Source organism: Micromonospora sp. NPDC047762, from assembly GCF_043204655.1.
In the GTDB taxonomy this organism is placed as follows: Bacteria; Actinomycetota; Actinomycetes; order Mycobacteriales; family Micromonosporaceae; genus Micromonospora.
Genome location: NZ_JBIDCQ010000002.1, coordinates 357,516 through 381,546 on the forward strand (window position 1 = coordinate 357,516; position 24,031 = coordinate 381,546).

A 24,031-nucleotide genomic window follows, 5' to 3' on the forward strand; every position below is an offset into this window, starting at 1 on the left:
CTCGCTCAGCGGACGACCTTGATGTTGAAGTTGGCGGTGTCGAGTCGACCGTAGAGCCGCAACCAAAGCGGCAGCAGCATCTCGGTGCCCCGCGCGGTGGAGAGGTCGCCGAGGTCGATCACGTCGGTGTGGCCGAAGCTGACGAGCAGTCCGGTGACGATCCGCTTGGCCTCCGTGTCGTCGCCGGAGACGAAGACACTGTGCGCACCTTCGGCGAGCTGATGCGGGTGCACCATCAGCTCGGCGGTCACCGTGTTGAGGGATTTGACCACCCTGGTCTGTGGAAACTCGCGCTGGATGCGTTCGGCGAGGGAGTCGGTGTTGAGCACCGACAGGGTGGGTGGAAAACCCGCACCGAAGTCGAGCGGGTTGGCGATGTCGAGCAGAACCTTGCCGGCCAGGTTCGGTGCGCCGGCCGCGGCCAGTGCCGGGAGCGAGCCGTTGCCGTTTGTGGCGTTCACGACCAGCTCGGCGCCGCTTGCGGCTTCGGCGAGGGTCGCCAGGCCGACCTCGGGATGCTGCGCCGCCCAGTGGGCGTGGTCGCCGGCCCGGACGGCCGCGACGTCGCGGGTGCCGATGGTCACCTGGTGACCCAGCTCCGCCGTGCGGGCGGCGATGGCTCGACCGACCGAGCCGGTGCCGAGAACTGCGATGCGCATGTCGATCGATCCTCCGTCGGGACATCGAATCGGCTCATGCCGATCGCAAGGAGGCTAACAGACAGGTCTGTCTATCGCAGCCCTCTGTCGAGTCGCAGAGGTGTCGGCGTGCAGCCCTCACTGGACGCCCGGAGGGGCGGCAGTGCGGGTGGCAGTCCTTTGGAGCTGATGTCACAGACGAGTCATCCGCCGTCGCCGGCCGGTGTCTTCCGCTGATGTCACAAGCGATTCAGCTCCAAAGCGCCCGGACCCACGTCCCGCCCCTCGTCTGCGAGGCCATCGCGAGGCCGTCGCGAGGCCGTCGTGCCATAGTCGCGCGGCCCTCGCGGGGGCGCCGAAGCCGAGGGCACTGCCTCCGTAGACGAAGCCGTCTATAGGATCAGGGCTGTCATCAGCAGAACGAGGGAGCACCGATGCCCGCGCCCCGCACTCCGGCCGGCTCGGCCAGGGACCGGATCCTGGACACCGCGTTCCGGCTCTTCTACGCGCACGGGCCGCGCGGCGTGGGGGTGGACACGGTGATCGCCGAGTCGGGCGTGGCCAAGGCGACGCTCTACAAGCACTTCCCGCGCAAGGACGACCTCGTGCTGGCGTACCTCGATCGGGTCGACCAGGCGTGGTTCGGCGCGTTGCGGTCCGCGGCCCGGGATGCCGGCGACGAACCACGCGACCAGCTGGTTGGGATGTTCGACGCGCTGACCGGCGCCTGTCGCCGGGAGGGCTACCACGGCTGCGCGTTCATCAACACCGCAGCCGAGTCGTCCGCCGCTGGGCCGGTGCACGCCCGGACGGTCGAGCACAAGACCGTGGTCCGTGCCTGGGTGACCGAGCTGGCCCGCCGGGCCGGCGCGGCCGACCCGGAACTGCTCGCCCAGCAGCTCACCCTGCTGCTGGACGGCGGGCTCGTCGCCGGTGTGCTGGACGGCGACCCCCTGATCGCCGACGCGGCCCAGCGCAGCGCTCGCACGCTTGTCGACGCCGCCCTGCGCTGAGCGACGACCGCCGGGGCAGCGGGAATGCTGCCAAGATCCGCTAGAGTTGGTCGGCCGGATGCGGGGCGACCATGCCCTGCTTCGTCCTGGTCGCGCACAGCTCGGCCAGCCGCTCGTAGGCGGCAGCGCCGATCAGCGCGGTCAACTCCGGGGCGTACGACAGGTACATCGGCTCGGTGCCGACGTGCGCGTCCGTCGAGGAGGTGCACCACCAGTCCAGGTCGTGCCCGCCGGCTCCCCAGCCCCGCCGGTCGAACTCGGACAGGGTGGAGACCAGCACCTTGCTGTCGTCCGGTCGCTTCACCCAGTCCTGATCGCGGCGGATCGGCAGTTGCCAGCAGACGTCCGGCTTGTATTCCAACGGGTGCACCCCGTCGCGCAGCGCCTGGGCGTGCAGGGCGCAACCGCCACCGCCGGCGAAGTCGGCGTCGTTGAGGAACACGCACGGAGCGTCGGGGCTCTGGGTGGCGGTGCGGCGGGCCGGGTTCTTGCCGTCGATGGTGTCCTCGTCGGTCCAGTTCTTGAACCCGCGCCGGAAGTGCTGCCAGGTCGACGGGGTGAGCCGCCGGACGGCGTTGCGAACCCGCTTCTCGTCGTCCGAGTCGGTGAAGAACGCGCCGTGCGAGCAACACCCGTCGGCGGCCCGGCCGGCGATGATGCCGTGGCAGCCCTTGCCGAAGATGCAGGTCCAGCGGGAGAGCAGCCAGGTCAGGTCGGCCCGGATCAGGTGCGTCTCGTCGGCCGGGTCGGTGAACTCGATCCATTCCCGAGGGAAGTCCAGCGGCACCTCGCGGCTGCGCGGGTCACCCGGGTCGTCCACCAGCACACGGAGCTCCATCGTCACTCGGCCCAGCGTACGCGCGGTGACGTCCGCAGGCCGGTGAGCCGCGCAAACGTGTTGCGCCTACTGTCTTCACCATGCGACTGGGTGTCCTCGACGTCGGATCCAACACGGTGCATCTCCTTGTGGTGGACGCGCACCACGGCGCACACCCGTGGCCCGCGCACTCCGAGAAGGTGGTGCTCCGGCTGGCCGAGCAGATCGGTCCCGACGGCGCGCTGACCGAGGCGGGCGCCGACGGCCTGGTCAAGGCTGTGGGCATGGCCAAGGCGGCGGCTGCCGGGCTGGACGCCGACGACCTGATCGCTTTCGCCACGTCCGCGGTGCGCGACGCCACGAACGCGGCCGAGGTGCTGGCCCGGGTCCGGGACGAGACCGGCGTACGCCTGGCGGTGCTCTCCGGGGCGGACGAGGCGCGGTCGACGTTCCTGGCAGTCCGGCGGTGGTTCGGCTGGTCGGCCGGCCGGCTGCTGGTGCTCGACATCGGCGGCGGCTCGTTGGAGATCGCCGCCGGCATCGACGAGGACCCGGACGTCGCGGTCTCCCTGCCGCTCGGTGCCGGCCGGCTGACCCGCGAGCGGCTGCGGGTCGACCCGGCGAGCGCGGCCCCGCCGTCGGCGGAGGCCGTCGAGAAGCTCCGGGAGTACGTGGACAGCCGGCTGGACAAGGTCGTCGACCAGGTCACCCAGGTCGGCTGGGACCGGACGGTGGCCACCTCGAAGACGTTCCGCACGCTGGCTCGACTCGCCGGGGCCGCCCCGTCCGGTGCCGGGCTGTGGGCGCGACGCAGCCTCACCCGGGCCGGTCTGCGGCAGGTGATCGGTTTCATCCGGCACATCCCACCGGCGCAGTTGATGGAGTTGGAGGGGGTGAGCACGGGTCGGGCCCACCAGTTGCTGGCCGGTGCCATGGTCGCCGAGGCGGCGATGCGCCGCCTGGATCTGGACTCGCTGGACATCTGCCCGTGGGCGCTGCGGGAGGGCGTCATCCTCCGTCGACTCGATCAACTGGAGCCGATCTGATCCGGCGGCCGTTTTCGGTCGGTTTGCCGGCGCTCGTCACGATGCCCCCGGCGCTGCCGGGCTACGCTGACTGATGTGACTTCCCGCGTTCCCGTGCTCCTGTCCAGCTCGTCGGTCTTTCCCGAGCCGACCGCGGCGGCGTTCCAACTGGCCGCTGCGCTCGGCTACGACGGCGTCGAGGTGATGGTCTGGACCGACGTGGTCAGCCAGGACGCGGGTGCGCTGCGCGGCCTCTCCGCGCACTACTACGTGCCGGTGCTCTCGGTGCACGCGCCCTGCCTGCTGGTCACCCAGCGGGTGTGGAGCCCGGACCCGTGGGAGCGCCTGCGCAAGGCCGCCGAGCTGGCCGAGACGCTGGGCGCGCCGACCGTCGTGGTGCACCCACCGTTCACCTGGCAGCGCGACTACGCGCGCAACTTCGCGGAGGGTCTGGCCACCGTCGCGGACCGGTTCACCGGGCTGCGCTTCGCTGTGGAGAACATGTACCCGGTGCGGATGGCGGGCCGGCAGTTCGTCCCGTACGTGCCCGGTTGGGACCCGACCGACGCCGGCTACCCGTCGTACACCCTGGATCTGTCGCACTGCGCGGCCTCGCACAGCGACCCCCTGGAGATGGCCGACCGGATGGGCGCCGGGCTGGCGCACGTGCACCTCGGTGACGGCACCGGCGAGGGCCGCGACGAGCACCTGGTGCCCGGGCGTGGCACCCAGCCCTGCGGGGAGCTGCTCTCCTCGCTGGCGGGCCGGGGCTTCACCGGGGCGGTGGCGGTGGAGGTCGCCACCCGGGGCGCGAAGAGCCGCGCGGTGCGCGAGGCGGACCTGCGCGCCGCGCTGGAGTTCGCCCGCCAGCACCTGACCGCGCCGTCACCTGTCGACGCCTGACCCGCCCGCCCACGACCGGGCGGTGTCGGTCAGCTGACCGGTGAGAGGGAGTCGGTGGCGGAGGTCTGCTGCGGAGCGACAGTCACCTGCTCGCCGACCGCCGCCCGCTTACGGGCCCGGTGCGCGGCGACGTGTGAGCGGGTGGCGCAGCGCTCCGAGCAGAACCGCCGGCAGCAGTTGGACGACGTGTCCAGGTAGACGTTGCCGCACCGCTCGTCGGCGCAGACCCCGAACCGGGCGCTGCCGTACTCGCAGAGCCAGACCGACAGCCCCCAGGCCGCGCCGGCCAGGTATTCGGCGCTGACCGAGGCGCCCCGGCTGGTCACGTGCATGTGCCAGTCGCTGGAGTCGTGCCCGGAGATGCGCGGCTGCACCGGGAACGCCTCGAGCAGCGCGTTCAGCTCGGTGACCGCCTGTGCGTCGCGCCCCGAGGTGCCGTACTCGAAGACGTCGCGCAACCGTTTCTGTGCCCGGCGGAAGATGGCAACGTCCCGGTCGGCGACCTCGTCGCGCATCCAGCCGTGGTCGTCGGTGAAGAGGGCCCGCAGGTCGTCGAGGTCGTCCAGGCGGGCGTTGACCAGGTCAACGCCGGTCCGGGCGTACGCGTCGAAGTTCACACCCCCAACGGTAGACGACTCAGCGGGTGCGCGGCGCGTCGATGTAGTGCGGCAGGAACCGCGCGTAGCCGTCAGTGATCAGACTGGCGCTCTCCCGCACGCCCACGCCTGCCGACTCGCCGTCGACGATCCAGCTGCCCAGCACCATCCGGTTGCCGGCGAACTGCGGCAATGCCCGGAACTCCTGGTAACACCAGCCCTCGTCGCCGTAGATCCCCGGGTTGGTGATCTCCTCATCGGCGGTGACGATGCGTACCGAACCGCCTTCGCGGCCGAGCAGCGGCTTGGCGACGTACTCCGGCATGCCGCGCGGCGAGTCGAGGTACGCCGGGAGCAGGTACTCGTGGCCGGGGTACAGCTCCCAGAGGACAGCGAGCAGCGCCTTGTTGGAGAGCAGCAGTTTCCAGGCCGGCTCGATCCAGGTGGTCGGGGTGCCCGGGGCCAGGGCCGCCGGCCCGTACGGCTCGGCCAGCATCCACTCCCACGGGTAGAGCTTGAAGCAGGTGGTCACCGGCCGGTCGTCGGCGTCGACGAAGCGTCGGCCGTCCCAGCCGATCTCCTGGATGGGTTGGAGCTCGACGCTCAGACCGGCCTGCCGGGCGGTCTCGGCGAGGTAGCCGGCGGTCATGTGGTCCTCGCCGGACTCCTCCTCGTTCGACCAGAGCACGTGCACCAGGGGGTCGTGCAACCCTGCCCCGATCTTGGCCCAGGCGGCGACCAGTCGCTCGTGCAGGCTGTTCCACTGGTCCAGCTCCGGCCGGGTCTGCTCCAGCCAGTACCACTGAATGATGCTCGCCTCGACAAGCGCGGTGGGGGTGTCCGCGTTGTACTCCAACATCTTCGGAGGCCAGGTGCCGTCGTACGCGAGGTCGAAGCGCCCGTACAGGGTCGGTGGCGCCTCCCGCAGCGACCGGGCCACCGCCTCGGCCGCCCACTCCGGGATGCCGAACTCGGCGTACCGGCGCTGCGTCACCACGTGCTCGGCGGCGGCCACCGACATCCGGTGCAGCTCCTCGGTGGCCTCCTCCAACCGCAGCACCTCGTCCAGGTCGAACGCGTACGCGGCGGTCTCGTCCCAGTACGACATGATCCCGCCGTCGGGCAGCTCGGTGTCGACGTAGACCAGACCCTGCGACCGGATGGTGGCGTCCCAGTCGGGGCGCGGCGTGACCGTCTCGCGGCGCACGTCAGCCGCCGCAGGCGGCGAGGTGGGTGCCGAATCCACCGCGTTCGGGCAGGGCGGCGGTGGTCGGCTCCGGGGCGGAGCGACCGGCGGCCGGGTCGCTGACCCGCATCGCCAGCGCGACGGTGCCGCCACCGCCGACCGGCCCGAGGGCGCAGTCGTCGTCATCGTCGTCGTCCGAGGTCATGTTGCAGCCGGAGAGAGCGAGCGCGAGAGCGGTGAGCGCGCCGAGCTGCACGGAGGCCGAGCGGAGTCGGCGGCGGGGGCGTTGTTCCACGGCATCGTTGTAGCCGATCGACGCCACCGCCGCCGCCCCGCCCCCGGGCCGAGGTGGCCCGGCCGCCCCTCGGCGGGGCCCCTCGCAGGGGCGTTACGCTCGGCTCATGCTCCGTTCCGTCATCCTCGCCGCCTCCCGGTCATCCCAGGTCGAGCGGCTCGTCGCGACTGCCCCGTACACCCGGGACGTCGTCCGCCGGTTCGTCGCCGGCGCCGCCACCGACGACGCGTTGCGCGCGACCCGCGGGCTCGTCGACGACGGCCTCGCGGTCACCCTCGACCACCTCGGTGAGGACACCGTCCGCCCCGAGCAGGCCACCGCCACCCGGGACGAATACCTGAAACTGCTGAAGATGCTCGGCGCCGCTGGGCTCACCCCGGCCGCCGAGGTGAGCGTGAAGCTCTCCGCCCTCGGCCAGATGTTCGACGAGCAGTTGGCATATGACAACGCACGGGCGATCTGCGCGGCGGCCGACGCGGCGGGCACCACTGTCACCCTGGACATGGAGGACCACACCACCACCGACTCGACGTTGGAGGTGCTGAGCCGGCTGCGCAAGGACTTCCCGTCGACCGGCGCGGTGCTCCAGGCGTACCTGCGGCGGACCGAGTCGGACTGCCGGGAGCTCTCCTCGGCCGGGTCGCGGGTGCGGCTGTGCAAGGGCGCCTACAAGGAGCCGGAGTCGGTGGCGTACCAGTCGGCCCGTGAGGTGGACAAGTCGTACGTGCGCTGCATGAACATCCTGATGTCCGGCGACGGTTACCCGATGCTGGCCACCCACGACCCGCGGATGATCGCCATCGGTGAGGACCGGGCCCGGTGGTTCGACCGGGGTCCCGAGCGCTTCGAGTTCCAGATGCTCTACGGCATCCGCCCCGAGGAGCAGGCCCGGTTGGCCGGCGAGGGCTACACGGTGCGCACCTACGTCCCGTACGGCGACGAGTGGTACGGCTACCTGATGCGCCGGCTCGCCGAGCGCCCCGCCAACCTGGTTTTCTTCGGCCGTGCCCTGATCTCCAAGAAGTAGATCCCCCGGTTCGGCCGACGGGCCGGCGGTGACCCCTCGGGTCACTGCCGGCCCGTTTCGGGTGTCCTGCTTGCCAAGCTTGGCTAAGTAGCTTAGCTTTAAGGCTATGACAGCTAGCCAGGTGCGGCGGGACGGTGGACACATCGCGTACGAGGCGCGGGGCGAGGGGCCGTTGGTGGTCCTCGCGCACGGCATGGGCGAGAACAGGGCGAGCTTCCGGCACCTTGTGCCGCTGCTGGTGGCCGCCGGTCACCGGGTCGCCTCGGTCGACGTCCGGGGGCACGGCGAGTCCAGCGCCGGCTGGCCCACGTACGCCCCGGCGGAGGTCGGCGCGGACCTGCTGGCCGTGGTCCGCGACCTCGACGCCGGTCCGGCCGTGCTGGTCGGCAGCTCGTCCGCCGCGGCGGCGGTGGTCTTCGCCGCCACCGACGCACCCGAACTGGTCACCGGCATCGTGCAGATCGGCGTGTTCGTCGGTCAGCCGAAGCTCAACCCGCTGCTGCGGATGGCGATGTGGTCGGTGCTGCACAGCCCTCGACTGTTTGGGATGTTCCACAACACCCTCTTCCCGGTGCACCGGCCCGTCGACGACGCGGCGTACCGCCGCTCGATGGTGGCCAACCTGCGCGAGCCCGGTCGGATGGCCGCGACGCGCGGCGTGATCGCACCGGCCGAGCCGCACTGGACCGCCCGTGCCCCGCAGGTGCGGCAACCGGTGCTGGTGCTGATGGGCTCCAAGGACCCGGACTTCCCCGACCCGGGAGCCGAGGCGCGGGCCGCCCGGCGGCTCTTCGGCACCGCCGAAGCTCGGATGATCGAGGAGTCCGGCCACTACCCGCACGCCGACCGGCCGCAACGCACCGCCGAGGAGCTGCTCGGCTTCCTGGCGGTGTGTGCCGGTGCCTAGGGTCGGCCTCAACCAGCAGACCGTCGTACGGGAGGCGGCCCGGCTGGCCGACGAGGTCGGCTTCCAGCAGCTCACCCTCGCCGCGCTCGCCAGCCGGCTCGGGGTGGCGCTGCCCAGCCTCTACAAGCACGTACGGGGGGCGGACGCGTTGACCCAGAAACTGGCCGCCCTGGCGACCGCCGAACTGGCCACCGAGATGACCACCGCCGCCGTCGGCCGCTCCGGTGGGGACGCGCTCCGGGCCATGGCGGACGCCTACCGTGGCTACGCCCTCCGGCACCCCGGCCGCTACCCGACCACCCAGCGGGTGCCGGACCCGGCCGACCCGGAACACGTCGAGGCCGGCGAACGCGCCGTCGGTGCCGTCTTCGCGGTGCTGCGCGGGTACGGGCTCACCGGGGACGACGCGGTGGACGCGACCCGCGCGCTGCGCAGCGCCCTGCACGGCTTCGTGACCCTGGAGGCCGCGGGGGGCTTCGGTCTGCCCCGTGACGTCGACCGCTCGTACCACCAGTTGGTCGCGAGCATGGACATCTCGTTCCGCTCCTGGCCGCGCACCGGCGGGTGAACGAGCCACCGGGCCGATCGGCCCGGGGCGGCCTCGCCGCGTCCAGGTAGTGGTCGTACCCTTCGGCGGGTGACTGACGAGGTGCAGCAGCCAGCACCGCGGCGGCTCTGGCCGCTGTGGACGGTGCTCGTGGTGGTCGTCCTGCTGCTGGGCTGCGGCCTGCCGGCGGCGCTCGTCGTCGGAGTGATCCGGGAGACAGGCTCGCGCGCCACTGTCAGCCGGGTCGGCGCCTCGGCGGCCGACGACCCGGCCACCGCCGTGGCCCGGGGGCTGTCCGACCGGATCACCGCCCAGCTCCACCGGCAGTCAGCGGCGCTCCTGGGCGGCGACCGCGCCGGGTTCCTCGCTGTCGCCGATCCCGCCGCCCACAACGACCTGCGCCGACGCTTCGCCGCACTGCGCGAGCTCAAGGTGACCGGCTGGCGGGCCGAGCCGAGTGGCCTGCCCGTGCCGATCATCGGCAAGCCCGGCGAGTGGCGGCTGCTGGTGCGCTTCCAGTACTGCTTCGTCACGCCGAACTGCCGGCCCAGCCCGGTGCTGATCGGCACCCGGTGGCGGGAGAACGGCGACCAGCCCCGGATGGTCGCCATGGAGGAATCCAAGTCGGTGGAGACCGGCACCCGACCGTGGGAGATCAGCGACCTGGCGGTCGCCATCGGCGCGCGGACCATCGTCGCCACCACCCCGGCCCTGCGCGGCAAGCTGCCCGGCCTGCTCGCGCAGGCCGAGGCGGCGGCGAAGGTCGCCGACGGGTACGCGGTGACCAGCTCACCGCCGGACCGGTACCGGATCTTCTACGCCGGGCGCACCGAGTGGCAACGCTGGTACGGCGGGGAACGTCCGGAATGGACCGGCGGTTACGCGGTGACGGTGGGCGGCGGCCACCACGAAGTGGTGCTCAACGCCGAAGGGCTCACCAACAGCGGCACCGACGACCTGCTGCGGCACGAGCTGACCCACGCGGCGTCGCTGCCGGAGCGCGGCTACCCGGGCAAGCTCACCTGGTGGTTGGTCGAGGGCCTGGCCGAGTTCGCCGGTGCCGGCGGCCAGGCGGTCGACCGGTACGAGGGGATCGCCGACGTGCGCAAGATGGTCCGGGGCGGCTGGGACGGCAAGTTGGAGGGCGTCAACCCCGCCGACGACGCCTCCGCCGAACGGGTCGCCGCCAGCTACGGCATCGGCTACCTGGCCGTTCGGCACCTCGTCGACAGGTACGGGCCGCTGCGGCTGCTCACCTTCTTCAAGACAGTGGTGCACGACGGCAGGACCATCGACGCGGCCTCCGAGAAGGCGTTCGGTGAGCAGTGGTCGACGCTGCACGACGAGTGCGTGGCGTACGTCCGCGCCACCGCCGCCTGACGCAGCTGGCAGGCGGTGCGCCGTACCATCGATGGGTGCGCCGTTCCCAGTCGTCACGGCCCGCCAGCACCATGCGGCCCCGCCTGCTCATCGCCCTGACCGCCGTCGTCGTCCTCACCGCCACCACCGCCGCCTCCTGCGGCGACGAAGGCCCCGATCTCGCGCTGGCATCGGCCACCCGGAACCCGGTCACCGAGGTGATCGACGCACCCGCCACGGTCACCGCCCGCGCCGCCGCCACCCTCACCGCTCCCGCCGACGGCACCCTGTCCAGCCTGCGCGTCCAACCCGGACAACGGGTCAAGCGCGGTCAGGTGCTGGCGGTGGTCGACTCGCCGAGCGCGCAACAGCGCCTCCGTCAGGCCAAGGAGGCGCTGGCCGCCGCGAAGCGCGCCGGCCGAGGCGTCGGCGCGGGCAGCCTGACCAGCAGCCGGCGTGGCACCGACAAGGCCGCCGACGAGGCGTTCGACGCGGCCCGCGAGGCGGCCGAGAAGATCGCCGACCCGCAACTGCGCGACGCGCTGCTCACCCAGGTGACGTCCGCGCAACGCCAGTACGTTGCCGCCGCGCGCAGCGCCGACCAGGCGGTCCGCTCCGTGCAGCGGGGGATCAACGGGTTGAGTTCCGCCGTCGGCGCGCTCTCCGCGGCGCAACGGCTCCAGGCCCAGCAGGCGTACGACCTGGCGAAGGCGACGGTCGACGCGCTGACCCTGCGCGCCCCGATCGCCGGGGTGGTGCAGCCCGGCGGCACCCGGGCCGGCGGTGGCGCGAATGCTGGTCTGGCCGGGCTGTTGGAGCAGGCCGGTGGCGCGCAGGCGGCCGGTCTCGACCCGTCCGTGCTGGCCCCCAGCCAGGGTGGGCCGCCTCCCGGCGTGGACGACGCCGTCGCGGTCGGTGGTCAGGTCACCGCCGGCACCCCCGTGCTGACCGTTGTCGACACCGGGCAGTTGGGTCTGCTCGCCGAGGTGGACGAGACCGACGTGCTGCTGGTCAAGGCCGGCGTGCCGGCCACCGTCGAGTTGGACGCCGTCACCGGCGCCAGCTACGACGCGGTCGTCCGATCGGTCGACGTGCTGCCCACCAACTCGGCGCAGGGCGGCGTCACCTACCGGGTCCGCCTGGCGCTGGGCGCCGGAAAGCTGGCCGAGGACGAGCCCGCTCCGACGCCCCGCCCCGGCATGAACGCGATCGTGCACCTGCGGGTACGCGAGGCTGTCGACGCGGTGACAGTCCCCGCGTCGGCGGTGTTCTCGGCCGACGGCCGGGACGCGGTCTGGGTGGTCCGTGACGGCAAGGCTGGCCGGGCGTCGGTGACCGTGGGCGTCCAGGGGTCCGACCTGGTGCAGATCCTCAACGGCGTGCAGCCCGGCGACCGGATCGTGGTGCGTGGCGCCGATCAGGTCCGCGACGGCCAGGAAGTCCGGTGAGCGAACCCGCCGTCGCGGATCCGCGCGGCGATCCGCCGGCAGGGGAGCGCGTTCCGGCCATCGAGGCGGTGGACGTGTCCCGGACGTACCAGCTCGACGGGGTGTCGGTGGAGGCGCTGCGCGGGGTGTCGCTCACCGTGCAGCCGGGGGACTACGTGGCGCTGGTCGGCCCGTCCGGCTCGGGCAAGTCCACCCTCATGCACCTCCTCGGCGGGCTGGACCGGCCCACCGGTGGCCGCCTGGTGATCGGCGGACGCGACGTCAACGCCCTCGCGCCACCGGAGATGGCGACCCTGCGCAACGAGACCATCGGCTTCGTCTTCCAGGCGTTCCACCTGTTGCCGCGTACCTCGGCGGTGGAGAACGTGGCGTTGCCTCTGGTCTACCGGGGAGTCCCGGCCCGGCAGCGGCGGGAGCGGGCGGCGGCGATGCTGGGCCGGGTCGGCCTCGGGCACCGGCTGGACCACCGGCCCAACCAGATGTCCGGCGGCGAGCAGCAGCGGGTGGCGATCGCCCGCGCGCTGGTCACCGAGCCGACGGTGCTGCTGGCCGACGAACCCACGGGCAACCTGGACAGTGCCACCGGCGCCGCCGTGCTGGGGCTGTTGGAACAACTGAACGCGGAGTCGGGGGTGGCACTGGTGATGGTCACCCACGATCAGGAGGTGGCGGCCCGCGCTCATCGTCGGATCACCATGCGCGACGGGGTGGTCGTGGCGGACAGCGGCGACCCGCGCTCCGCTCATGATCGACCGCCGTCCGTTGATCACGGTCGACCTGCGACACTGGTCCCCGCTCCCAGCGCGGAGCCCCGGTCCGCGTCCGGAAGCGGTCCGGGGCACCCGTCCGGTGGCTCCGGTGGCGCCGCCGGAGCCACCGGGCGCCTTCCGCGCGAGGTCGAGCGGCCCGAGGCCGACCCGGGCGAGGCGCGTGAGAGCGCTGCGGGCTCGCGCGGGGTCGAGCGGCCCGGAGGTACGGCGTGAGAGTCGCCGAGGCGTGGCGGGTGGCGCTGGACGCCCTGCGGGCCAACCGGCTGCGGAGCGCGCTGACGATGCTCGGGGTGATCATCGGGGTGGCCTCGGTGGTGCTGCTGGTGGCGATCGGCACCGGCACCAAGCAGAAGGTCGAGCAACAGGTCGAGGGCCTCGGCTCCAACCTGCTGCTGGTCGTCCCCGGCCGCATCGAGGTGGGCAACGCGCCAGTCGTCTCGCCGCTGACCCTCAAGGACGTGGACGCCGTCACCCGGGTGGTCGGCGACCCCGATCGGGTGGCGGTCACCGTCGCCTCGGGGGCGACCGCGCGGGCCGGCGCCCGTTCCGACTTCACCACGGTGCAGGGCGTCCTGGAGACGACCCCGGCGGTGTTCACCCGCTCGCTGGCGCGGGGACGTTACCTGACCGGCACCGACGTGGACACCAGCCGCCGGGTGGCGGTGCTCGGTGACTCGGTCGCCCGTGCGCTCTTCCCCGACCGGGACCCGCTCGGCCAGCAGGTGGCGCTGGCCGGGGTGCGGTTCCGGGTGATCGGTGTCTTCGCGCCCCTCGGGCAGAGCCTCGGCGTCGACCGGGACGACGAGGTGCACGTGCCGGTGACCGCCGCGCAACGACTCTGGGGCACCCAGCGGGTCGACGGCATCGCGGTGAAGGCGCCGGACCGGGAGCGGATCGACGAGCTGGGCGAACGGATCGTCGCCGAGTTGAACCGCCGCCACCCGGACACCGAGTTCAGTGCCGTCACCCAGCAGCAGATCCTCGGCGTGCTCGGCGACATCCTCGGTGTCCTCACCGGCGTGCTGGCGGCCATCGCCGGCATCTCGCTGCTCGTCGGCGGCGTCGGCGTCTCCAACATCATGCTGGTCAGCGTCCGGGAGCGGACCCGGGAGATCGGGCTGCGCAAGGCCGTCGGGGCGCGTCCCCGCGACATCGGCGTGCAGTTCCTGCTGGAGGCGGTGCTGCTCACCACGATCGGCGGGTTGACCGGGATGGCGCTGGGCGTGGGCACCGCCCTGCTTGTCGACGCGCTGTCGCCGATCCCGGCGGCGATCACCTGGTGGTCGTTGGCGCTCGCCTTCGGGGTTTCGGCGGTGGTGGGCATCGTCTTCGGGGTGGTTCCCGCGCAGCGCGCCGGCCGTCTCGACCCGGTGGTCGCGCTGCGCACCGAATGAGCGGCAAAGGAACAACCGGACGACGGACGCGGACGGGCGGATACCGGGAGCACGGATCGGGTGAACCGGCCACCTGAGCATGATCAGTTGCAGGAAGGGATCGCGCCGGTCACAACCGCCCCGCTACCGTACTGGTAACACGCGCGTCGTCGGCCCGGCCCGGAGCATCCGTCGGGTTGGCACGCGCCGGGCATGGGATGGGTCGGTGAGCCATGGCCGGGTCACAGTCCGACGGACGGCTGTCGGAGGTCAAGTTCCTGACCGTTGCGGAGGTGGCGACGGTCATGCGGGTGTCAAAGATGACCGTCTATCGGCTGGTGCACAGCGGTGAGCTCACCGCCGTCCGGGTCGGTCGGTCATTCCGGGTGCCCGAGCATGCGGTGCACGAATATCTCCGGGGTGCCTTTCAGGAGACCGCCTGAGCCACCGCCTCACCCTCCGATCGTCGGTTGACCGGCGTCGGTGGGCGTGAGGAGTGAGCTCGCGCGCCCCGCGGTCGTGCGCCAGAGGCGGCCGCGGCGGGGGCGCGTTGGTCCGGCTGACGCCCTGCGGCTACCCTGGAACCCGACCGAGACCCCACCGGTGCGCCCCGCCGCCCAGACTGGTCCGGTCCGTTGTCCGCAAGCGGTCGCCGTCGCCACCTGCGTGGTGTCATCCGGTCCGCCCCGCACGTTGTATCGAAAGGCTGTCGTATGGGCTCGGTGGTCAAGAAGCGCCGTAAGCGCATGGCTAAGAAGAAGCACCGCAAGCTGCTGCGCAAGACCCGCGTCCAGCGTCGCCGTCTCGGCAAGTGACCGCCGCCGGGCTCAGGCCCGGCGTTCGGCGTCACTTGCCAAACTGTCGACCTCCGGAGGCTCAGGTGATCAGGCCGTGGTCGTCCCGGCTCGGTCCATCCTGCCGGCGTAGGTGCGTCAGATGACCCCCGGTGGCACCTCAGGTGCTCCGGGGGTCGTCGTCGTCACCGGAGTGGGTCGTTACCTGGGAGCCCACGTGGCGGCCCGTCTGGCCGCCGACCCGCGCATCGAACGGGTCATCGGGGTCGACGCACCGGACTCCGGCATCGAGTTCACCGACCTGCTGGACCGGGTCGAACGGATCCGCGTCGACAACGGTTCCCTCGGTGGCCTCCTCGCCGACCTGGACGTCGACGCGGTGGTGCACCTCGCGCTCGTCACCTCACCCGACCCGCAGCACGGCGGCCGGTCCGGGATGAAGGACCAGAACGTCATCGGCAGCATGCAGATGCTCGCCGCCTGCCAGCGGGCACCCCGACTGCGCAAGCTCGTGGTCCGCTCGTCGACCGCCGCCTACGGGGTGTCGTTCCGGGACCCGGCGGTCTTCACCGAGGAGACCGAACCCCGCGAGGTGCCGCGCGGCGGTTTCGGCCGCGACATCCTCGACCTTGAGGGGTACGTGCGCGGCTTCCGCCGCCGTCGGTCCGACGTCACCGCCACGGTGCTGCGCTTCGCCCCGTTCATCGGCTCGACCGCAGACACCACGCTGACCCGCTATTTCTCGCAGCCGTTCGTGCCGACCGTCTTCGGCCGTGACCCCCGCCTGCAGTTCCTGCACTTCGACGACGCGTTGGAGGTGCTGCACCGGTCGATCGTGGAGGACCATCCCGGCACCTACAACGTCGCCGGCCCCGGCGTGCTGTCGCTGTCCCAGGCCATCCGGCGCGCCGGCCGGGTCGCCGTGCCGGTGCTGGAGCCGGGTCTCTCCGGGGCTGCCGCGCTGGCCCGCACCATGGGCTTCGGCCGCTACGGCCTGGACCAGGTCGACCTCTTCGTGCACGGCCGGGTGGTCGACACCAGCCGGCTCGAGCAGGAGTACGGCTTCACGCCCCGGTCGACAGCCGAGGCGTTCGAGGACTTCATCCGGGCCCACCACGGTGGCGTGGTGGTCACCCGGGATCAGTTGGCCGCCGCCGAGCAACTCGTCCTGGACGGCATCCGGCAGGTGCGCTCAGCGGTCCGGGAGCGGTCATCGTGAGCGCGAGGAGCGAGCCGGTTCTGCGAGCCCCGCAGTCGCGAACCGAGGCGGCATCATGAGCGGCTTCGAGGAGGGGCGCGACCCGCAGTCGGTCGGGCGTTTCGACGTACCCGAGCGGGTGCCCGCTCCGGACGCGGAGCCGGCGCGGCGCAACGGACATCGACCGGCTGGGCAGGCCGCGCCGACCCCGGCCGCACCGCCGGCCTCGACCGCACCCCCGACCCCGAGTACGCCGCCGACCCCGGCTCCGGCCGCACCCCCGGCCCCGGCCGACGGGGTCGACGGTGGGTTGTCCGGCGGCACCGAGTCGGCGGTGTCGGACCGGCCCGGGGACCACTGGGACCGCAAGGTCGCGAACGGGTTGGCGTTCCTGCGCCGGCGGCTCTCCGGTGACTACGAGGTCGACGAGTTCGGGTTCGACTCGGAGTTGACCGACGCGGTCTTCCACCCGCTGCTGCGGCTGCTCTACCGCGACTGGTTCCGCACCGAGGTCAGCGGGGTGGAGCACGTCCCGGTGGATGGGCCCGCGCTGGTGGTCGGCAACCACTCCGGGACTGTGGCACTGGACGCCCTGATCCTGTCGGCGGCGCTGCACGACAAGCATCCCGCCCATCGCTACCTGCGGCTGCTCGGCGCCGACCTGGTCTTCCGGATGCCGGTGGTCTCCGAGTTGGCCCGCAAGACCGGCGGCACCGTGGCCTGCAACCCGGACGCCGAGCGGCTGCTCAGCGGCGGCGATCTGGTCGGTGTGTTCCCCGAGGGCTTCAAGGGCATTGGCAAGCTCTACGCCGACCGGTACAAGCTGCAACGCTTCGGGCGGGGCGGGTTCGTCTCGGCGGCGCTGCGTACCGGCACCCCGATCGTGCCCGTCGCCATCGTCGGCGGCGAGGAGATCTACCCGATGCTCGCCGACATCAAGCCCCTGGCGCGGCTGCTGAAGCTGCCCTATTTCCCGGTCACGCCGACGTTCCCGCTGCTCGGTCCGCTGGGCATGGTGCCGCTACCCAGCAAGTGGCTGATCGAGTTCTGCCCGCCGATCCCCACCGCCCACCTGACCGACTCGGCGGACGACCCGCTGGTGGTCTTCAACCTCGCCGACCAGGTGCGGGAGACCATCCAGCAGACCCTGCACACGCTGCTGGAGCGACGCCCCGACCCGTTCGGCCCCTGAACCAGCCAGCGCGACGTGTCGCGTGAGGTCACCCGGCTCGGCGGCGGCGCTGGAGGGCCAGGCCGGCGGTGACCGCGCCCGCGACCAGCCCGGCGGCCGCCGTCGACGGTACGGCGATCTTGACAGCCCGGCGACCGCTGCGGAAGTCCCGCACCTCCCAGCCGTGCTGGCGGGCCTGCCGCAGCAGGGTGCCGTCCGGGTTGACGGCCACCGCCCGGCCCACCGCGCGGAGCAGCGGCAGGTCATTCGCCGAATCGCTGTAGGCCGCGCAGCGGGACAGGTCGAGCCCTTCCAAGGCGGCGAGCTGGGTGACCGCCTCAGCCTTGGCCGGCCCGTGCATCAGGTCACCCACCAACCGTCCGGTGTACGCCCCGTCCAGCACCTCGGCCACAGTGCCGATGGCACCGGTCAGGCCGAGCCGGGCGGCGATCACCCGGCCGATCTCGACGGGGGCGGCGCTGACCAGCCAGACCCGCTGACCGCCGTCCAGGTGACGCTGCGCGAGCTGGTGGGTGCCGGCCCAGATCCGGGGGGCCATCATCTCGTCGAAGATCTCCTCGGCGAGGTGTTCGACCTCGTTGACCCGCCAGCCCTGCACGAAGGCCAGCGCCGCTTCCTTGGCCAGTGACATGTCACCGGCGTGCTCCCGGGCCAGCAGCCGGAAGCGGAGCTGCTGCCAGGCGAATCGGGCCAGGTCGGCGGTGGTCACGTAGTTTCGGGAGGCGAGCCCACGGGCGAACCAGTAGATCGACGCGCCCTGCATCATCGTGTTGTCCACGTCGAAGAACGCCGCAGCGCTCGGATCGGGTGCGCTGACCGGGGCCAGGTCGGTCTCCGCCCAGGCCGCGGTGTGCCCCTCGGCGTCGGTGCTGACCGTCACCTTACGGCTGCGCGCCACGCGAATCCCTTCCTCACCGGTACGACGGATGCTCCCCCGCGAGCGTATCCGCCGTAGACGGGCGACCGGCCGGGCACACAGCGAACTGTGGCGCGGCCGGTCGGACGTGCGGTATGGGGACGCGGGTCAGCGGGCCCCGGGGCAGGTGTTCGGGTTCGGCCCGAGGGCGTCGCTGGCGGTCGGTGCCGGCAGGCCGCAGGCGATCGCCGCGCGCAGGTCGTCCGAGCGTTCCCGGATGCTGTCCAGCAACACCAGCGACCGCTGGGTCCGTTCCCGGTCGACCCGGGTGCTCCCGTCGAGCAGACCGCGTACGGCCCGGCGCTGGCTCGACACGAAGGTGTTGAGAGTGTCCAGGCTGCCCGGCTCGGCCCGCTGCACGGCGGCGGAGGTCAGCAGGCGAACGCCCTGCCGGCTGTCGGCGTCCATGTCGTCGAGGACCGCGCTGTAGCCGATCCGGTCGCCGCGCAGCTTGGCGGCTTCGCCGACTCTGGTCCGGGCGAAGTCCAGGAAGAGCTGGCCTCTGCTGATGTCGGAGCTGGCCAGGGCGAGCTGTGCCCGTTCGGTGGAGCGCTTCATGCCGTACAGCGCGTCACCGGGCACCGCGTTCTCGCTGGCGGCGGAGATTCCGGAGACGGCGATGGCACCGGCGGCGATGCCGACCAGGATCGCGCCCCGGGCTCGGGCCCGCCGTGCGGTGACCGCCGGCAGCAGCCGCCCGCGGGTGGTGGTGGCGGCCGGTTCGCTGACCGCCGCCGGTGTGCTGCCCAGCCCTTCCCGCTCGGCGGTTGCGAGCAGCATCGCCCGCAGGCCGGTACGGAAGTCCTGGTCCACCTCGACAGCCGGGGGGTCGACGCTGAGCCGCTGACCCACTGCGACGAGCGGCGCCAGTTGGCCGTCCACCCGGGATCGCACGTGGTGTCGTCGAGCGCCGTTGGCCTCGTCGAGAAGCTGCGCGAAGCGCTCCGCGCGCCGGCGGGAGAAGAGGGTGTTGTCCACCGCAGGCACCTCCTCTCGCTGGTCACGGCCGGTCGGCCGCCGTCGTTGCCAGCGACCGGGCGGCAGTGTGACACCACGGAGGTGAGGTGCCGCCGGCATGCCGGTCGGACCTCGGTGACCCGGGCCTGCCGGGACATCCACCGGTCGCACCCGGAGAAACGCGGCGGACCGGGCACGGGTTACGGGCCTGGCGGGGCGGAAATTACAGAAAGTGATGGTCATCACCGGGCGGGACCGACTTTGAGCTGCGCGGACGTTGATCGACGTCCGTCGGTCCCGCCGTAACAAACTACGGCTGGAAGCCGTCGGGCAGCAGCCGGGCCAGGGCGCGGACGGCGCGGTACTGGAGAGCCTTGATGGCTCCCTCGTTCTTGCCCATCGCGCGGGCCGTCTCGGCGACCGAGAAGCCCTGGAGGAAGCGGAGCACGATGCACTCCTGCTGCTCCGGGTTGAGCTGCTTCACAGCGGTGAGGAGCGCGACGTTGGTGATGTGCTCCACCACCGCCGCCTCCGGGCTGCCCTCCGGGCCCCGGTCCTCCCGGTCGGCGTCGAGCACGTCGCCGGTGGTGACCTCCAGCCGGTACCGGCCCGACTTGAAGTGGTCCGCGACGAGGTTACGGGCGATCGTCACCAGCCAGGCGCCGAGGTCGCGGCCCTGCCAGGTGAAGCTGCCGATCCGCTTGAGCGCGCGCAGGAAGGTGTCCGAGGTGAGGTCCTCGGCGAGTTGCCGGTTGCCGACCCGGAAGTAGACGAACCGGAAGACGGTGTCCACGTAGCGGTCGTAGATCAGACCGAACGCCTCGGACTCGCCGGCCTGGGCCCGCTCGATCAGCGTCCAGACCTCGGTCGCCGGGTCGGACGGGTCCGGGCGGCTCGGGAAACCGGTCGGGGTGGTCGCGGTGGTGGCCGGCACTGCCGGGATCACCGCTGTCTCGCCCGCCGCCGGGTCGGTGGTGACCGCCGGTGTGTCGCTTACCCGACGACCCTGCACAGGCATCGTGGGTCGCTGCGGTACGGCGACCCGGCCGCCGGCCGGCTTCGCGTTTCCACCGGGCACCGCGGGTCGCGGCGGTGGCTCGTTGTGGTGTGGCCGGCTGCGGATCCGCTGCGCCGCGCCGTCACCTCGCACGACGCCGCCGTGCTGTTCGTCAGACGGGGCACGGGCCGCGGGCCGCTCGTTGACGTGGGAGCGGGCGGGTTGACCGGTCAGGCCGACCGGACGTTCCGCGTATCCGAAGGTGGTCATCGCGTCGCCCCCGTCCCGTCGGTCGCCGGGCGGGCCGGTCTGGGTCTCGTCGGGGCGGACCGGCCGGGTGACCGGTCGGGCAGGACGGTCACGGGGATTGCCGACGCGCGGCAATTCCCGTGGAGGTGCTGGTCCAATGCGCTCACAGGCACGGGGGCCTCCTCGGGCTGAGGGGTGTCGACTCACGGCAAATGGGGTGAGCCGACCCGAGTGATGATAGGGCCAACGTCACCCGCGCGTGGCAAGTCCGTTACACAAGGCGGAAGTATTTCCCGCTCCGTCGCACCGGTGGCGGACCGGTTGTCCGTCGTGTGCGATTGACTTTCCGTCGGCTCGGTGTTCCAGGATGGATCCCCAGGTCGGAGGCTTTCCGCCCGTTCGGCTGACCCACCGCGCCGGCCAGCCGGACGGGGGCGGCCGAACTGCCCTTGGTCAGCGTCGCACGTCCCATCGACAGGACCTGATCTGATCGCCCGTGGCACACCGGACAGTCCCGTACATGGGACTGTCGCTGTGTCGTCCTCCGGGCGTGGCGCCCTACCGTCGGGCGTGGCCCGCCGGGGCCCGCTGTGCCAGACTCGATCACCGTGCAGGACGCCTCGGAAAGCCCCGCGCCGAACCTCGCCGACCGGGTCCGCCGGGCGGCTCTCGACAGCGCCGACCGGCCCGCGCTGCACTGGCGTGACCACACAGTGAGCTGGTCCGAACTGGACACCGCGGTGGACGCCGCCGCCCGCGGCCTGTCCGCCGCCGCGCCACCCACCGACCCCGGCGGTACGCCGCCGCGCGTCGCCATCGCGCTGCCCAACACACCGGACTTCGTGATCGCCTGGCTCGGCGCCCTCCGCGCCGGACTGGTCACCGTTCCGGTCAACCCCGGCCTCACCGCCCCGGAGCTACGGCACGTGCTCGCCGACTCCGGCGCGTCGGTGCTCATCGCCACCGACCACGTTCGAGGCCTGGTCGCCGACGTGGCCGCCGAGCTGCCCGCGCTCGCCTCGGTGCACGACACGCCACCGACCGCCGACTCGCCCGGACCGGCACCCCGCCCGCGACGCGGCGGCACCGACCTGGCTGTCCTGCTCTACACCTCCGGCACCGAGGGGCGACCCAAGGGGGCGATGCTCTCGCACCAGGCACTGCTCGCCAACCACGAACAGGTCGCCGGGATCGAGCCGGCGGTGGTCGGGCCGGCCGACACCGTTCTCCTGGCGTTGCCGCTGTTCCACGCGTACGGGCTCAACTCGGGGCTCGGCGCGGTAGTGCACCACGGCGCGACGGGTGTGCTGCTCGACGAGCCAGGCCCGACGGCGGGGCTGGACGAGGTCGCGCGGCACCGGGTCAACGTGCTGGTCGGCGTACCGTCGATGTTCCTGACCTGGGCCGGCGCGGCCACGGCCCGCGCGGCTACCGCGTCGGTGCGGGTGGCGGTCTGCGGCGCGGCACCGCTCGAACCCGCTGTCGCGGCGCGCTTCACCGAGGTCACCGGGCATCAGGTCCACATCGGGTACGGCCTCACCGAGACCGCGCCGGTGCTCACCTCCACCCTGGTCGGCGGCGTGGCCAAGCCGGGTTCGATCGGCCGGCCGCTGCCCGGGGTGCGGCTACGCCTGGTCGGCGCCGACGGGACGGACCTGTGGCGGGACGGGCTGGCCGTCCCCGACGACGACCCCGACGAGCTGGACATCTCCGACCTGGCTCCGGGCACCGACCCGGGGCAGATCGTGGTGTCCGGCCCGAACCTCTTCACCGGCTACTGGCCCGACGGTCGGGGCGGCCCGGACGCCGACGGTTGGTGGGGCACCGGTGACATCGCGTACGCCGACGAGGACGGTGACCTCTTCCTGGTCGACCGGCTCGGCGAGTTGATCCTGGTCAACGGGTTCAACGTCTACCCGCACGAGGTCGAGCTGGTGCTCGCCGGGCACCCCGGGGTGGTCGAGTCGGCGGTACTGGGTGTGCCACACCCGCGGACCGGCGAGACTGTGCGGGCGTACGTGGTGCCGGCGCAGGGCCGACCGGTGACCAGCGAGGAACTGCTCGCCCACTGCGCACGGAACCTGGCCCGGTTCAAGTGCCCGACCGGTGTCGAGTTCGTCGACGCCCTGCCGCACTCGGCGATCGGCAAGGTACGCAAGACCCAACTCCGGTCGGCGCCGCCGACCGACCGCACGGAGGTAACCGATGGCCAGTGACGCCCGACTCGCCCTGATCACCCGACCCGGCTGCCACCTGTGCGACGACGCCAAGGCGGCGCTCGACCGGGTGGTCGCGGTCACCGGCGACAAGTGGGTCGAGTGGGACGTCACCGGCGACGAGGGGCTGGAGCGGGAGTACGGGGACCGGCTACCGGTGGTCATGCTCGACGGCAAGGAGCACGGCTACTGGCGGGTCGAGGAGGACCGGCTGCTGCGGGACCTGACCACGCCGCAGCTCTGAGGAGTGCCTATGGTGCTCTGATGACCCCCGCGCACCCGCACCCGCACCTCGTCTGGGACTGGAACGGCACCCTGCTCAACGACCTCAGCCTGGTGGTGTCCGCCACCAACGTCGTGTTCGCGAGCCTGGGTGGGCCGACTGTCACATTGGACGAGCACCGGGTGCGGTTCCGCAGGCCGATCGCCGAGTACTACGCCGACGTGCTCGGGCAGGCAGTGGACGACGACGAGTTCGGTCGGCTGGACAAGATCTTCCACGACGCGTACCGCACCGGGTTGACCACCTGCAAGCTGGCCGCCGACGCACGCGCCGCGATGGCGGCCTGGCCGGGCACCCAGAGCCTGCTCTCCATGTGGTTCCACGAGGAACTGATCCCGACCGTGCACACGTACGGTCTGACCAGCCACTTCACCCGCGTCGACGGGCTGCGGGCCACGGTCGGCGGCGGCTACAAGGCCGAGTCGCTCCAGCTGCACCTGGCCGAACTGGGCGTGGACGGCGCCTCGGTGGTGCTGATCGGCGACTCCATCGACGACGCCGACGCGGCGCTCGCGGTCGGCGGCCGTGCCGTGCTCTACACCGGCGGGTTCACCGACCCGGGCCGGCTGCGCGCCTCCGGTCACCCGGTCGCTGACACCCTCACCGACGCGGTGGCCCTGGCCCGGGAGGTCAGTTCCGCAGGTAGGTGAGGACGGCCAGCACCCGCCGGTGCTGTTCGGTGTCCGGTGGCAGGGTGAGCTTGGTGAAGATGTTGCGCACGTGCTTCTCCACCGCGCCGTCGCTGACCACCAGGGCGCGCGCGATCGCGGTGTTCGAACGCCCCTCGGCCATCAGGGCGAGCACCTCGCGCTCGCGGGGGGTCAGCTCCCGCAGCGGGTCGTCGCGGCGGCGTCGGGCGAAGAGCTGACCAACCACCTCCGGGTCGAGCACCGTGCCGCCGGCCGCCACCCGGCGCAGCGCGTCCAGGAACTCGTCGATCGCGGCCACCCGGTCCTTGAGCAGGTAGCCGATCCCGCCGCCGGCGCCGCCGGTGGTCGCGAGCAGATCATCGGCGTACGAGACCTCGACGTACTGGGAGAGCACCAGGATCGGCGTACGCGGCACCAGCCGGCGGGCCTCCACCGCAGCCCGCAGCCCTTCGTCGGTGTGCGACGGGGGCATCCGGACGTCGACGATCGACACGTCGGGCCGGTGCTCGACCACCGCCTCGACCAGGGCGTCACCGTCCCCGACGGCGGCCACCACCTGGTGCCCACTCTCGGTCAGCAGCCGGACCAGCCCCTCCCGGAGCAGGACGGCGTCGTCGGCGATCACGATGCGCATGGCTGTGTTGTCTACCACGTCGCTCACCATCGCGGCGGCCT

The 24,031-nt window shown here is 72.3% G+C and carries 26 protein-coding genes; 17 read left to right on the forward strand and 9 right to left on the reverse strand.

The window, feature by feature from the left end; all coding sequences use genetic code 11:
* Positions 1 to 5: 5 nt before the first annotated feature.
* Entirely contained in the window at positions 6 to 659 is a 654-nt protein-coding gene (locus ACGF3C_RS07185; protein WP_357235536.1) for an NAD(P)-binding domain-containing protein, read from the reverse strand.
* Positions 660 to 1,072: 413 nt separating this feature from the next.
* Between ACGF3C_RS07185 and ACGF3C_RS07190 the strand changes: the two genes are divergently transcribed.
* Complete coding sequence (locus tag ACGF3C_RS07190; protein ID WP_357197649.1) at positions 1,073 to 1,651, forward strand: TetR/AcrR family transcriptional regulator; 579 nt, start codon at positions 1,073 to 1,075, stop codon at positions 1,649 to 1,651.
* 40 nt (positions 1,652 to 1,691) lie between these two features.
* Here the strand turns inward: ACGF3C_RS07190 and ACGF3C_RS07195 are convergent, their stop codons facing one another.
* Entirely contained in the window at positions 1,692 to 2,489 is a 798-nt protein-coding gene (locus tag ACGF3C_RS07195) for a hypothetical protein (RefSeq protein ID WP_357230343.1), read from the reverse strand.
* Between the two features lie 80 nt (positions 2,490 to 2,569).
* Here ACGF3C_RS07195 and ACGF3C_RS07200 point away from each other — a divergent pair, with 80 nt between their 5' ends.
* Together ACGF3C_RS07200 and ACGF3C_RS07205 are read left to right on the forward strand one after the other, a co-directional pair.
* Positions 2,570 to 3,514 carry a hypothetical protein gene (locus tag ACGF3C_RS07200; RefSeq protein WP_357230327.1) on the forward strand — a complete coding sequence of 315 codons (945 nt, stop codon included), beginning with the start codon at positions 2,570 to 2,572 and terminating at the stop codon, positions 3,512 to 3,514.
* A 75-nt stretch (positions 3,515 to 3,589) separates the two neighbouring features.
* The gene (locus ACGF3C_RS07205; RefSeq protein WP_357230329.1) at positions 3,590 to 4,396 is read left to right on the forward strand and encodes a sugar phosphate isomerase/epimerase; all 807 of its coding nucleotides are present in this window, start codon (positions 3,590 to 3,592) and stop codon (positions 4,394 to 4,396) included.
* Between the two features lie 29 nt (positions 4,397 to 4,425).
* Here the strand turns inward: ACGF3C_RS07205 and ACGF3C_RS07210 are convergent, their stop codons facing one another.
* From ACGF3C_RS07210 to ACGF3C_RS07220, 3 genes are read right to left on the reverse strand one after another with little or no spacing between them, the layout of a single operon-like run.
* Positions 4,426 to 5,013: a CGNR zinc finger domain-containing protein gene (locus ACGF3C_RS07210; RefSeq protein ID WP_357230331.1), complete on the reverse strand. Its 588-nt coding sequence runs from the start codon at positions 5,011 to 5,013 to the stop codon at positions 4,426 to 4,428.
* 19 nt (positions 5,014 to 5,032) lie between these two features.
* Positions 5,033 to 6,199 (reverse strand): glutathionylspermidine synthase family protein, encoded by a 1,167-nt coding sequence (locus ACGF3C_RS07215; protein WP_357230333.1) that lies wholly within the window; start codon positions 6,197 to 6,199, stop codon positions 5,033 to 5,035.
* A 1-nt stretch (position 6,200) separates the two neighbouring features.
* Entirely contained in the window at positions 6,201 to 6,473 is a 273-nt protein-coding gene (locus ACGF3C_RS07220; RefSeq protein WP_357230335.1) for a hypothetical protein, read from the reverse strand.
* Between the two features lie 106 nt (positions 6,474 to 6,579).
* On the opposite strand from ACGF3C_RS07220, the gene ACGF3C_RS07225 reads away from it, so the two are divergent.
* From ACGF3C_RS07225 to ACGF3C_RS07275, 11 genes are all read left to right on the forward strand, one after another.
* On the forward strand, positions 6,580 to 7,500 hold the full coding sequence (locus ACGF3C_RS07225; RefSeq protein ID WP_091402747.1) for a proline dehydrogenase family protein: 921 nt from the start codon (positions 6,580 to 6,582) through the stop codon (positions 7,498 to 7,500).
* Between the two features lie 106 nt (positions 7,501 to 7,606).
* Entirely contained in the window at positions 7,607 to 8,407 is an 801-nt protein-coding gene (locus ACGF3C_RS07230; RefSeq protein ID WP_357230337.1) for an alpha/beta hydrolase, read from the forward strand.
* The gene (locus ACGF3C_RS07235) at positions 8,400 to 8,975 is read left to right on the forward strand and encodes a WHG domain-containing protein (protein WP_357230339.1); all 576 of its coding nucleotides are present in this window, start codon (positions 8,400 to 8,402) and stop codon (positions 8,973 to 8,975) included. Before ACGF3C_RS07230 ends, ACGF3C_RS07235 begins: the two co-directional genes overlap by 8 nt.
* A 69-nt stretch (positions 8,976 to 9,044) precedes the next feature.
* Positions 9,045 to 10,334 carry a hypothetical protein gene (locus ACGF3C_RS07240; RefSeq protein WP_357230341.1) on the forward strand — a complete coding sequence of 430 codons (1,290 nt, stop codon included), beginning with the start codon at positions 9,045 to 9,047 and terminating at the stop codon, positions 10,332 to 10,334.
* A 71-nt stretch (positions 10,335 to 10,405) separates the two neighbouring features.
* Positions 10,406 to 11,761 carry an efflux RND transporter periplasmic adaptor subunit gene (locus ACGF3C_RS07245; RefSeq protein WP_393220744.1) on the forward strand — a complete coding sequence of 452 codons (1,356 nt, stop codon included), beginning with the start codon at positions 10,406 to 10,408 and terminating at the stop codon, positions 11,759 to 11,761.
* The gene (locus ACGF3C_RS07250; RefSeq protein WP_393219676.1) at positions 11,758 to 12,744 is read left to right on the forward strand and encodes an ABC transporter ATP-binding protein; all 987 of its coding nucleotides are present in this window, start codon (positions 11,758 to 11,760) and stop codon (positions 12,742 to 12,744) included. Before ACGF3C_RS07245 ends, ACGF3C_RS07250 begins: the two co-directional genes overlap by 4 nt.
* Positions 12,741 to 13,925, forward strand: coding sequence for an ABC transporter permease (locus tag ACGF3C_RS07255; RefSeq protein ID WP_091402733.1), 1,185 nt, complete (start codon positions 12,741 to 12,743; stop codon positions 13,923 to 13,925). The genes ACGF3C_RS07250 and ACGF3C_RS07255 overlap by 4 nt, the downstream gene beginning before the upstream one ends.
* A gap of 212 nt (positions 13,926 to 14,137) precedes the next feature.
* Entirely contained in the window at positions 14,138 to 14,347 is a 210-nt protein-coding gene (locus ACGF3C_RS07260; protein WP_007465625.1) for a helix-turn-helix domain-containing protein, read from the forward strand.
* 270 nt (positions 14,348 to 14,617) lie between these two features.
* On the forward strand, positions 14,618 to 14,719 hold the full coding sequence (locus ACGF3C_RS07265) for a 30S ribosomal protein bS22 (protein WP_007465623.1): 102 nt from the start codon (positions 14,618 to 14,620) through the stop codon (positions 14,717 to 14,719).
* A 121-nt stretch (positions 14,720 to 14,840) separates the two neighbouring features.
* The gene (locus ACGF3C_RS07270) at positions 14,841 to 15,917 is read left to right on the forward strand and encodes an NAD-dependent epimerase/dehydratase family protein (RefSeq protein WP_357231750.1); all 1,077 of its coding nucleotides are present in this window, start codon (positions 14,841 to 14,843) and stop codon (positions 15,915 to 15,917) included.
* 289 nt (positions 15,918 to 16,206) lie between these two features.
* Positions 16,207 to 17,088: a lysophospholipid acyltransferase family protein gene (locus ACGF3C_RS07275; protein ID WP_357197687.1), complete on the forward strand. Its 882-nt coding sequence runs from the start codon at positions 16,207 to 16,209 to the stop codon at positions 17,086 to 17,088.
* Between the two features lie 28 nt (positions 17,089 to 17,116).
* Here the strand turns inward: ACGF3C_RS07275 and ACGF3C_RS07280 are convergent, their stop codons facing one another.
* The 3 genes from ACGF3C_RS07280 to ACGF3C_RS07290 all read right to left on the reverse strand — a co-directional run bounded on the left by ACGF3C_RS07280 (position 17,117) and on the right by ACGF3C_RS07290 (position 20,228).
* Positions 17,117 to 17,986 (reverse strand): HAD family hydrolase, encoded by an 870-nt coding sequence (locus ACGF3C_RS07280; protein WP_393219680.1) that lies wholly within the window; start codon positions 17,984 to 17,986, stop codon positions 17,117 to 17,119.
* Between the two features lie 126 nt (positions 17,987 to 18,112).
* Complete coding sequence (locus ACGF3C_RS07285) at positions 18,113 to 18,982, reverse strand: DUF5667 domain-containing protein (RefSeq protein ID WP_355005758.1); 870 nt, start codon at positions 18,980 to 18,982, stop codon at positions 18,113 to 18,115.
* A gap of 289 nt (positions 18,983 to 19,271) precedes the next feature.
* Complete coding sequence (locus tag ACGF3C_RS07290) at positions 19,272 to 20,228, reverse strand: ECF subfamily RNA polymerase sigma factor, BldN family (protein ID WP_238666934.1); 957 nt, start codon at positions 20,226 to 20,228, stop codon at positions 19,272 to 19,274.
* A gap of 587 nt (positions 20,229 to 20,815) precedes the next feature.
* Here ACGF3C_RS07290 and ACGF3C_RS07295 point away from each other — a divergent pair.
* The 3 genes from ACGF3C_RS07295 to ACGF3C_RS07305 are packed head-to-tail and all read left to right on the forward strand — an operon-like array spanning position 20,816 to position 23,356.
* The gene (locus ACGF3C_RS07295) at positions 20,816 to 22,423 is read left to right on the forward strand and encodes an AMP-binding protein (RefSeq protein WP_357231390.1); all 1,608 of its coding nucleotides are present in this window, start codon (positions 20,816 to 20,818) and stop codon (positions 22,421 to 22,423) included.
* Entirely contained in the window at positions 22,413 to 22,667 is a 255-nt protein-coding gene (locus ACGF3C_RS07300) for a glutaredoxin family protein (RefSeq protein ID WP_030490173.1), read from the forward strand. The genes ACGF3C_RS07295 and ACGF3C_RS07300 overlap by 11 nt, the downstream gene beginning before the upstream one ends.
* Before the next feature lie 20 nt (positions 22,668 to 22,687).
* Positions 22,688 to 23,356: an HAD hydrolase-like protein gene (locus ACGF3C_RS07305; RefSeq protein WP_357231393.1), complete on the forward strand. Its 669-nt coding sequence runs from the start codon at positions 22,688 to 22,690 to the stop codon at positions 23,354 to 23,356.
* Here the strand turns inward: ACGF3C_RS07305 and ACGF3C_RS07310 are convergent.
* Entirely contained in the window at positions 23,337 to 23,990 is a 654-nt protein-coding gene (locus ACGF3C_RS07310; protein ID WP_074314799.1) for a response regulator transcription factor, read from the reverse strand. The two genes, ACGF3C_RS07305 and ACGF3C_RS07310, sit on opposite strands and share 20 nt — an antisense overlap.
* Positions 23,991 to 24,031: the final 41 nt, after the last annotated feature.

Excerpts from the sequence above, each read along its gene's own strand:
- ACGF3C_RS07195 (WP_357230343.1), bottom strand. The coding sequence starts at position 2,489 with ATGGAGCTCCGTGTGCTGGTGGACGACCCGGGTGACCCGCGCAGCCGC.
- ACGF3C_RS07290 (WP_238666934.1), bottom strand. The coding sequence starts at position 20,228 with ATGACCACCTTCGGATACGCGGAACGTCCGGTCGGCCTGACCGGTCAA.
- ACGF3C_RS07265 (WP_007465623.1), top strand. The coding sequence starts at position 14,618 with ATGGGCTCGGTGGTCAAGAAGCGCCGTAAGCGCATGGCTAAGAAGAAG.
- ACGF3C_RS07260 (WP_007465625.1), top strand. The coding sequence starts at position 14,138 with ATGGCCGGGTCACAGTCCGACGGACGGCTGTCGGAGGTCAAGTTCCTG.
- ACGF3C_RS07305 (WP_357231393.1), top strand. The coding sequence starts at position 22,688 with ATGACCCCCGCGCACCCGCACCCGCACCTCGTCTGGGACTGGAACGGC.
- ACGF3C_RS07245 (WP_393220744.1), top strand. The coding sequence starts at position 10,406 with ATGCGGCCCCGCCTGCTCATCGCCCTGACCGCCGTCGTCGTCCTCACC.
- ACGF3C_RS07310 (WP_074314799.1), bottom strand. The coding sequence starts at position 23,990 with ATGCGCATCGTGATCGCCGACGACGCCGTCCTGCTCCGGGAGGGGCTG.
- ACGF3C_RS07190 (WP_357197649.1), top strand. The coding sequence starts at position 1,073 with ATGCCCGCGCCCCGCACTCCGGCCGGCTCGGCCAGGGACCGGATCCTG.
- ACGF3C_RS07230 (WP_357230337.1), top strand. The coding sequence starts at position 7,607 with ATGACAGCTAGCCAGGTGCGGCGGGACGGTGGACACATCGCGTACGAG.
- ACGF3C_RS07185 (WP_357235536.1), bottom strand. The coding sequence starts at position 659 with ATGCGCATCGCAGTTCTCGGCACCGGCTCGGTCGGTCGAGCCATCGCC.
- ACGF3C_RS07200 (WP_357230327.1), top strand. The coding sequence starts at position 2,570 with ATGCGACTGGGTGTCCTCGACGTCGGATCCAACACGGTGCATCTCCTT.
- ACGF3C_RS07225 (WP_091402747.1), top strand. The coding sequence starts at position 6,580 with ATGCTCCGTTCCGTCATCCTCGCCGCCTCCCGGTCATCCCAGGTCGAG.
- ACGF3C_RS07300 (WP_030490173.1), top strand. The coding sequence starts at position 22,413 with ATGGCCAGTGACGCCCGACTCGCCCTGATCACCCGACCCGGCTGCCAC.
- ACGF3C_RS07270 (WP_357231750.1), top strand. The coding sequence starts at position 14,841 with ATGACCCCCGGTGGCACCTCAGGTGCTCCGGGGGTCGTCGTCGTCACC.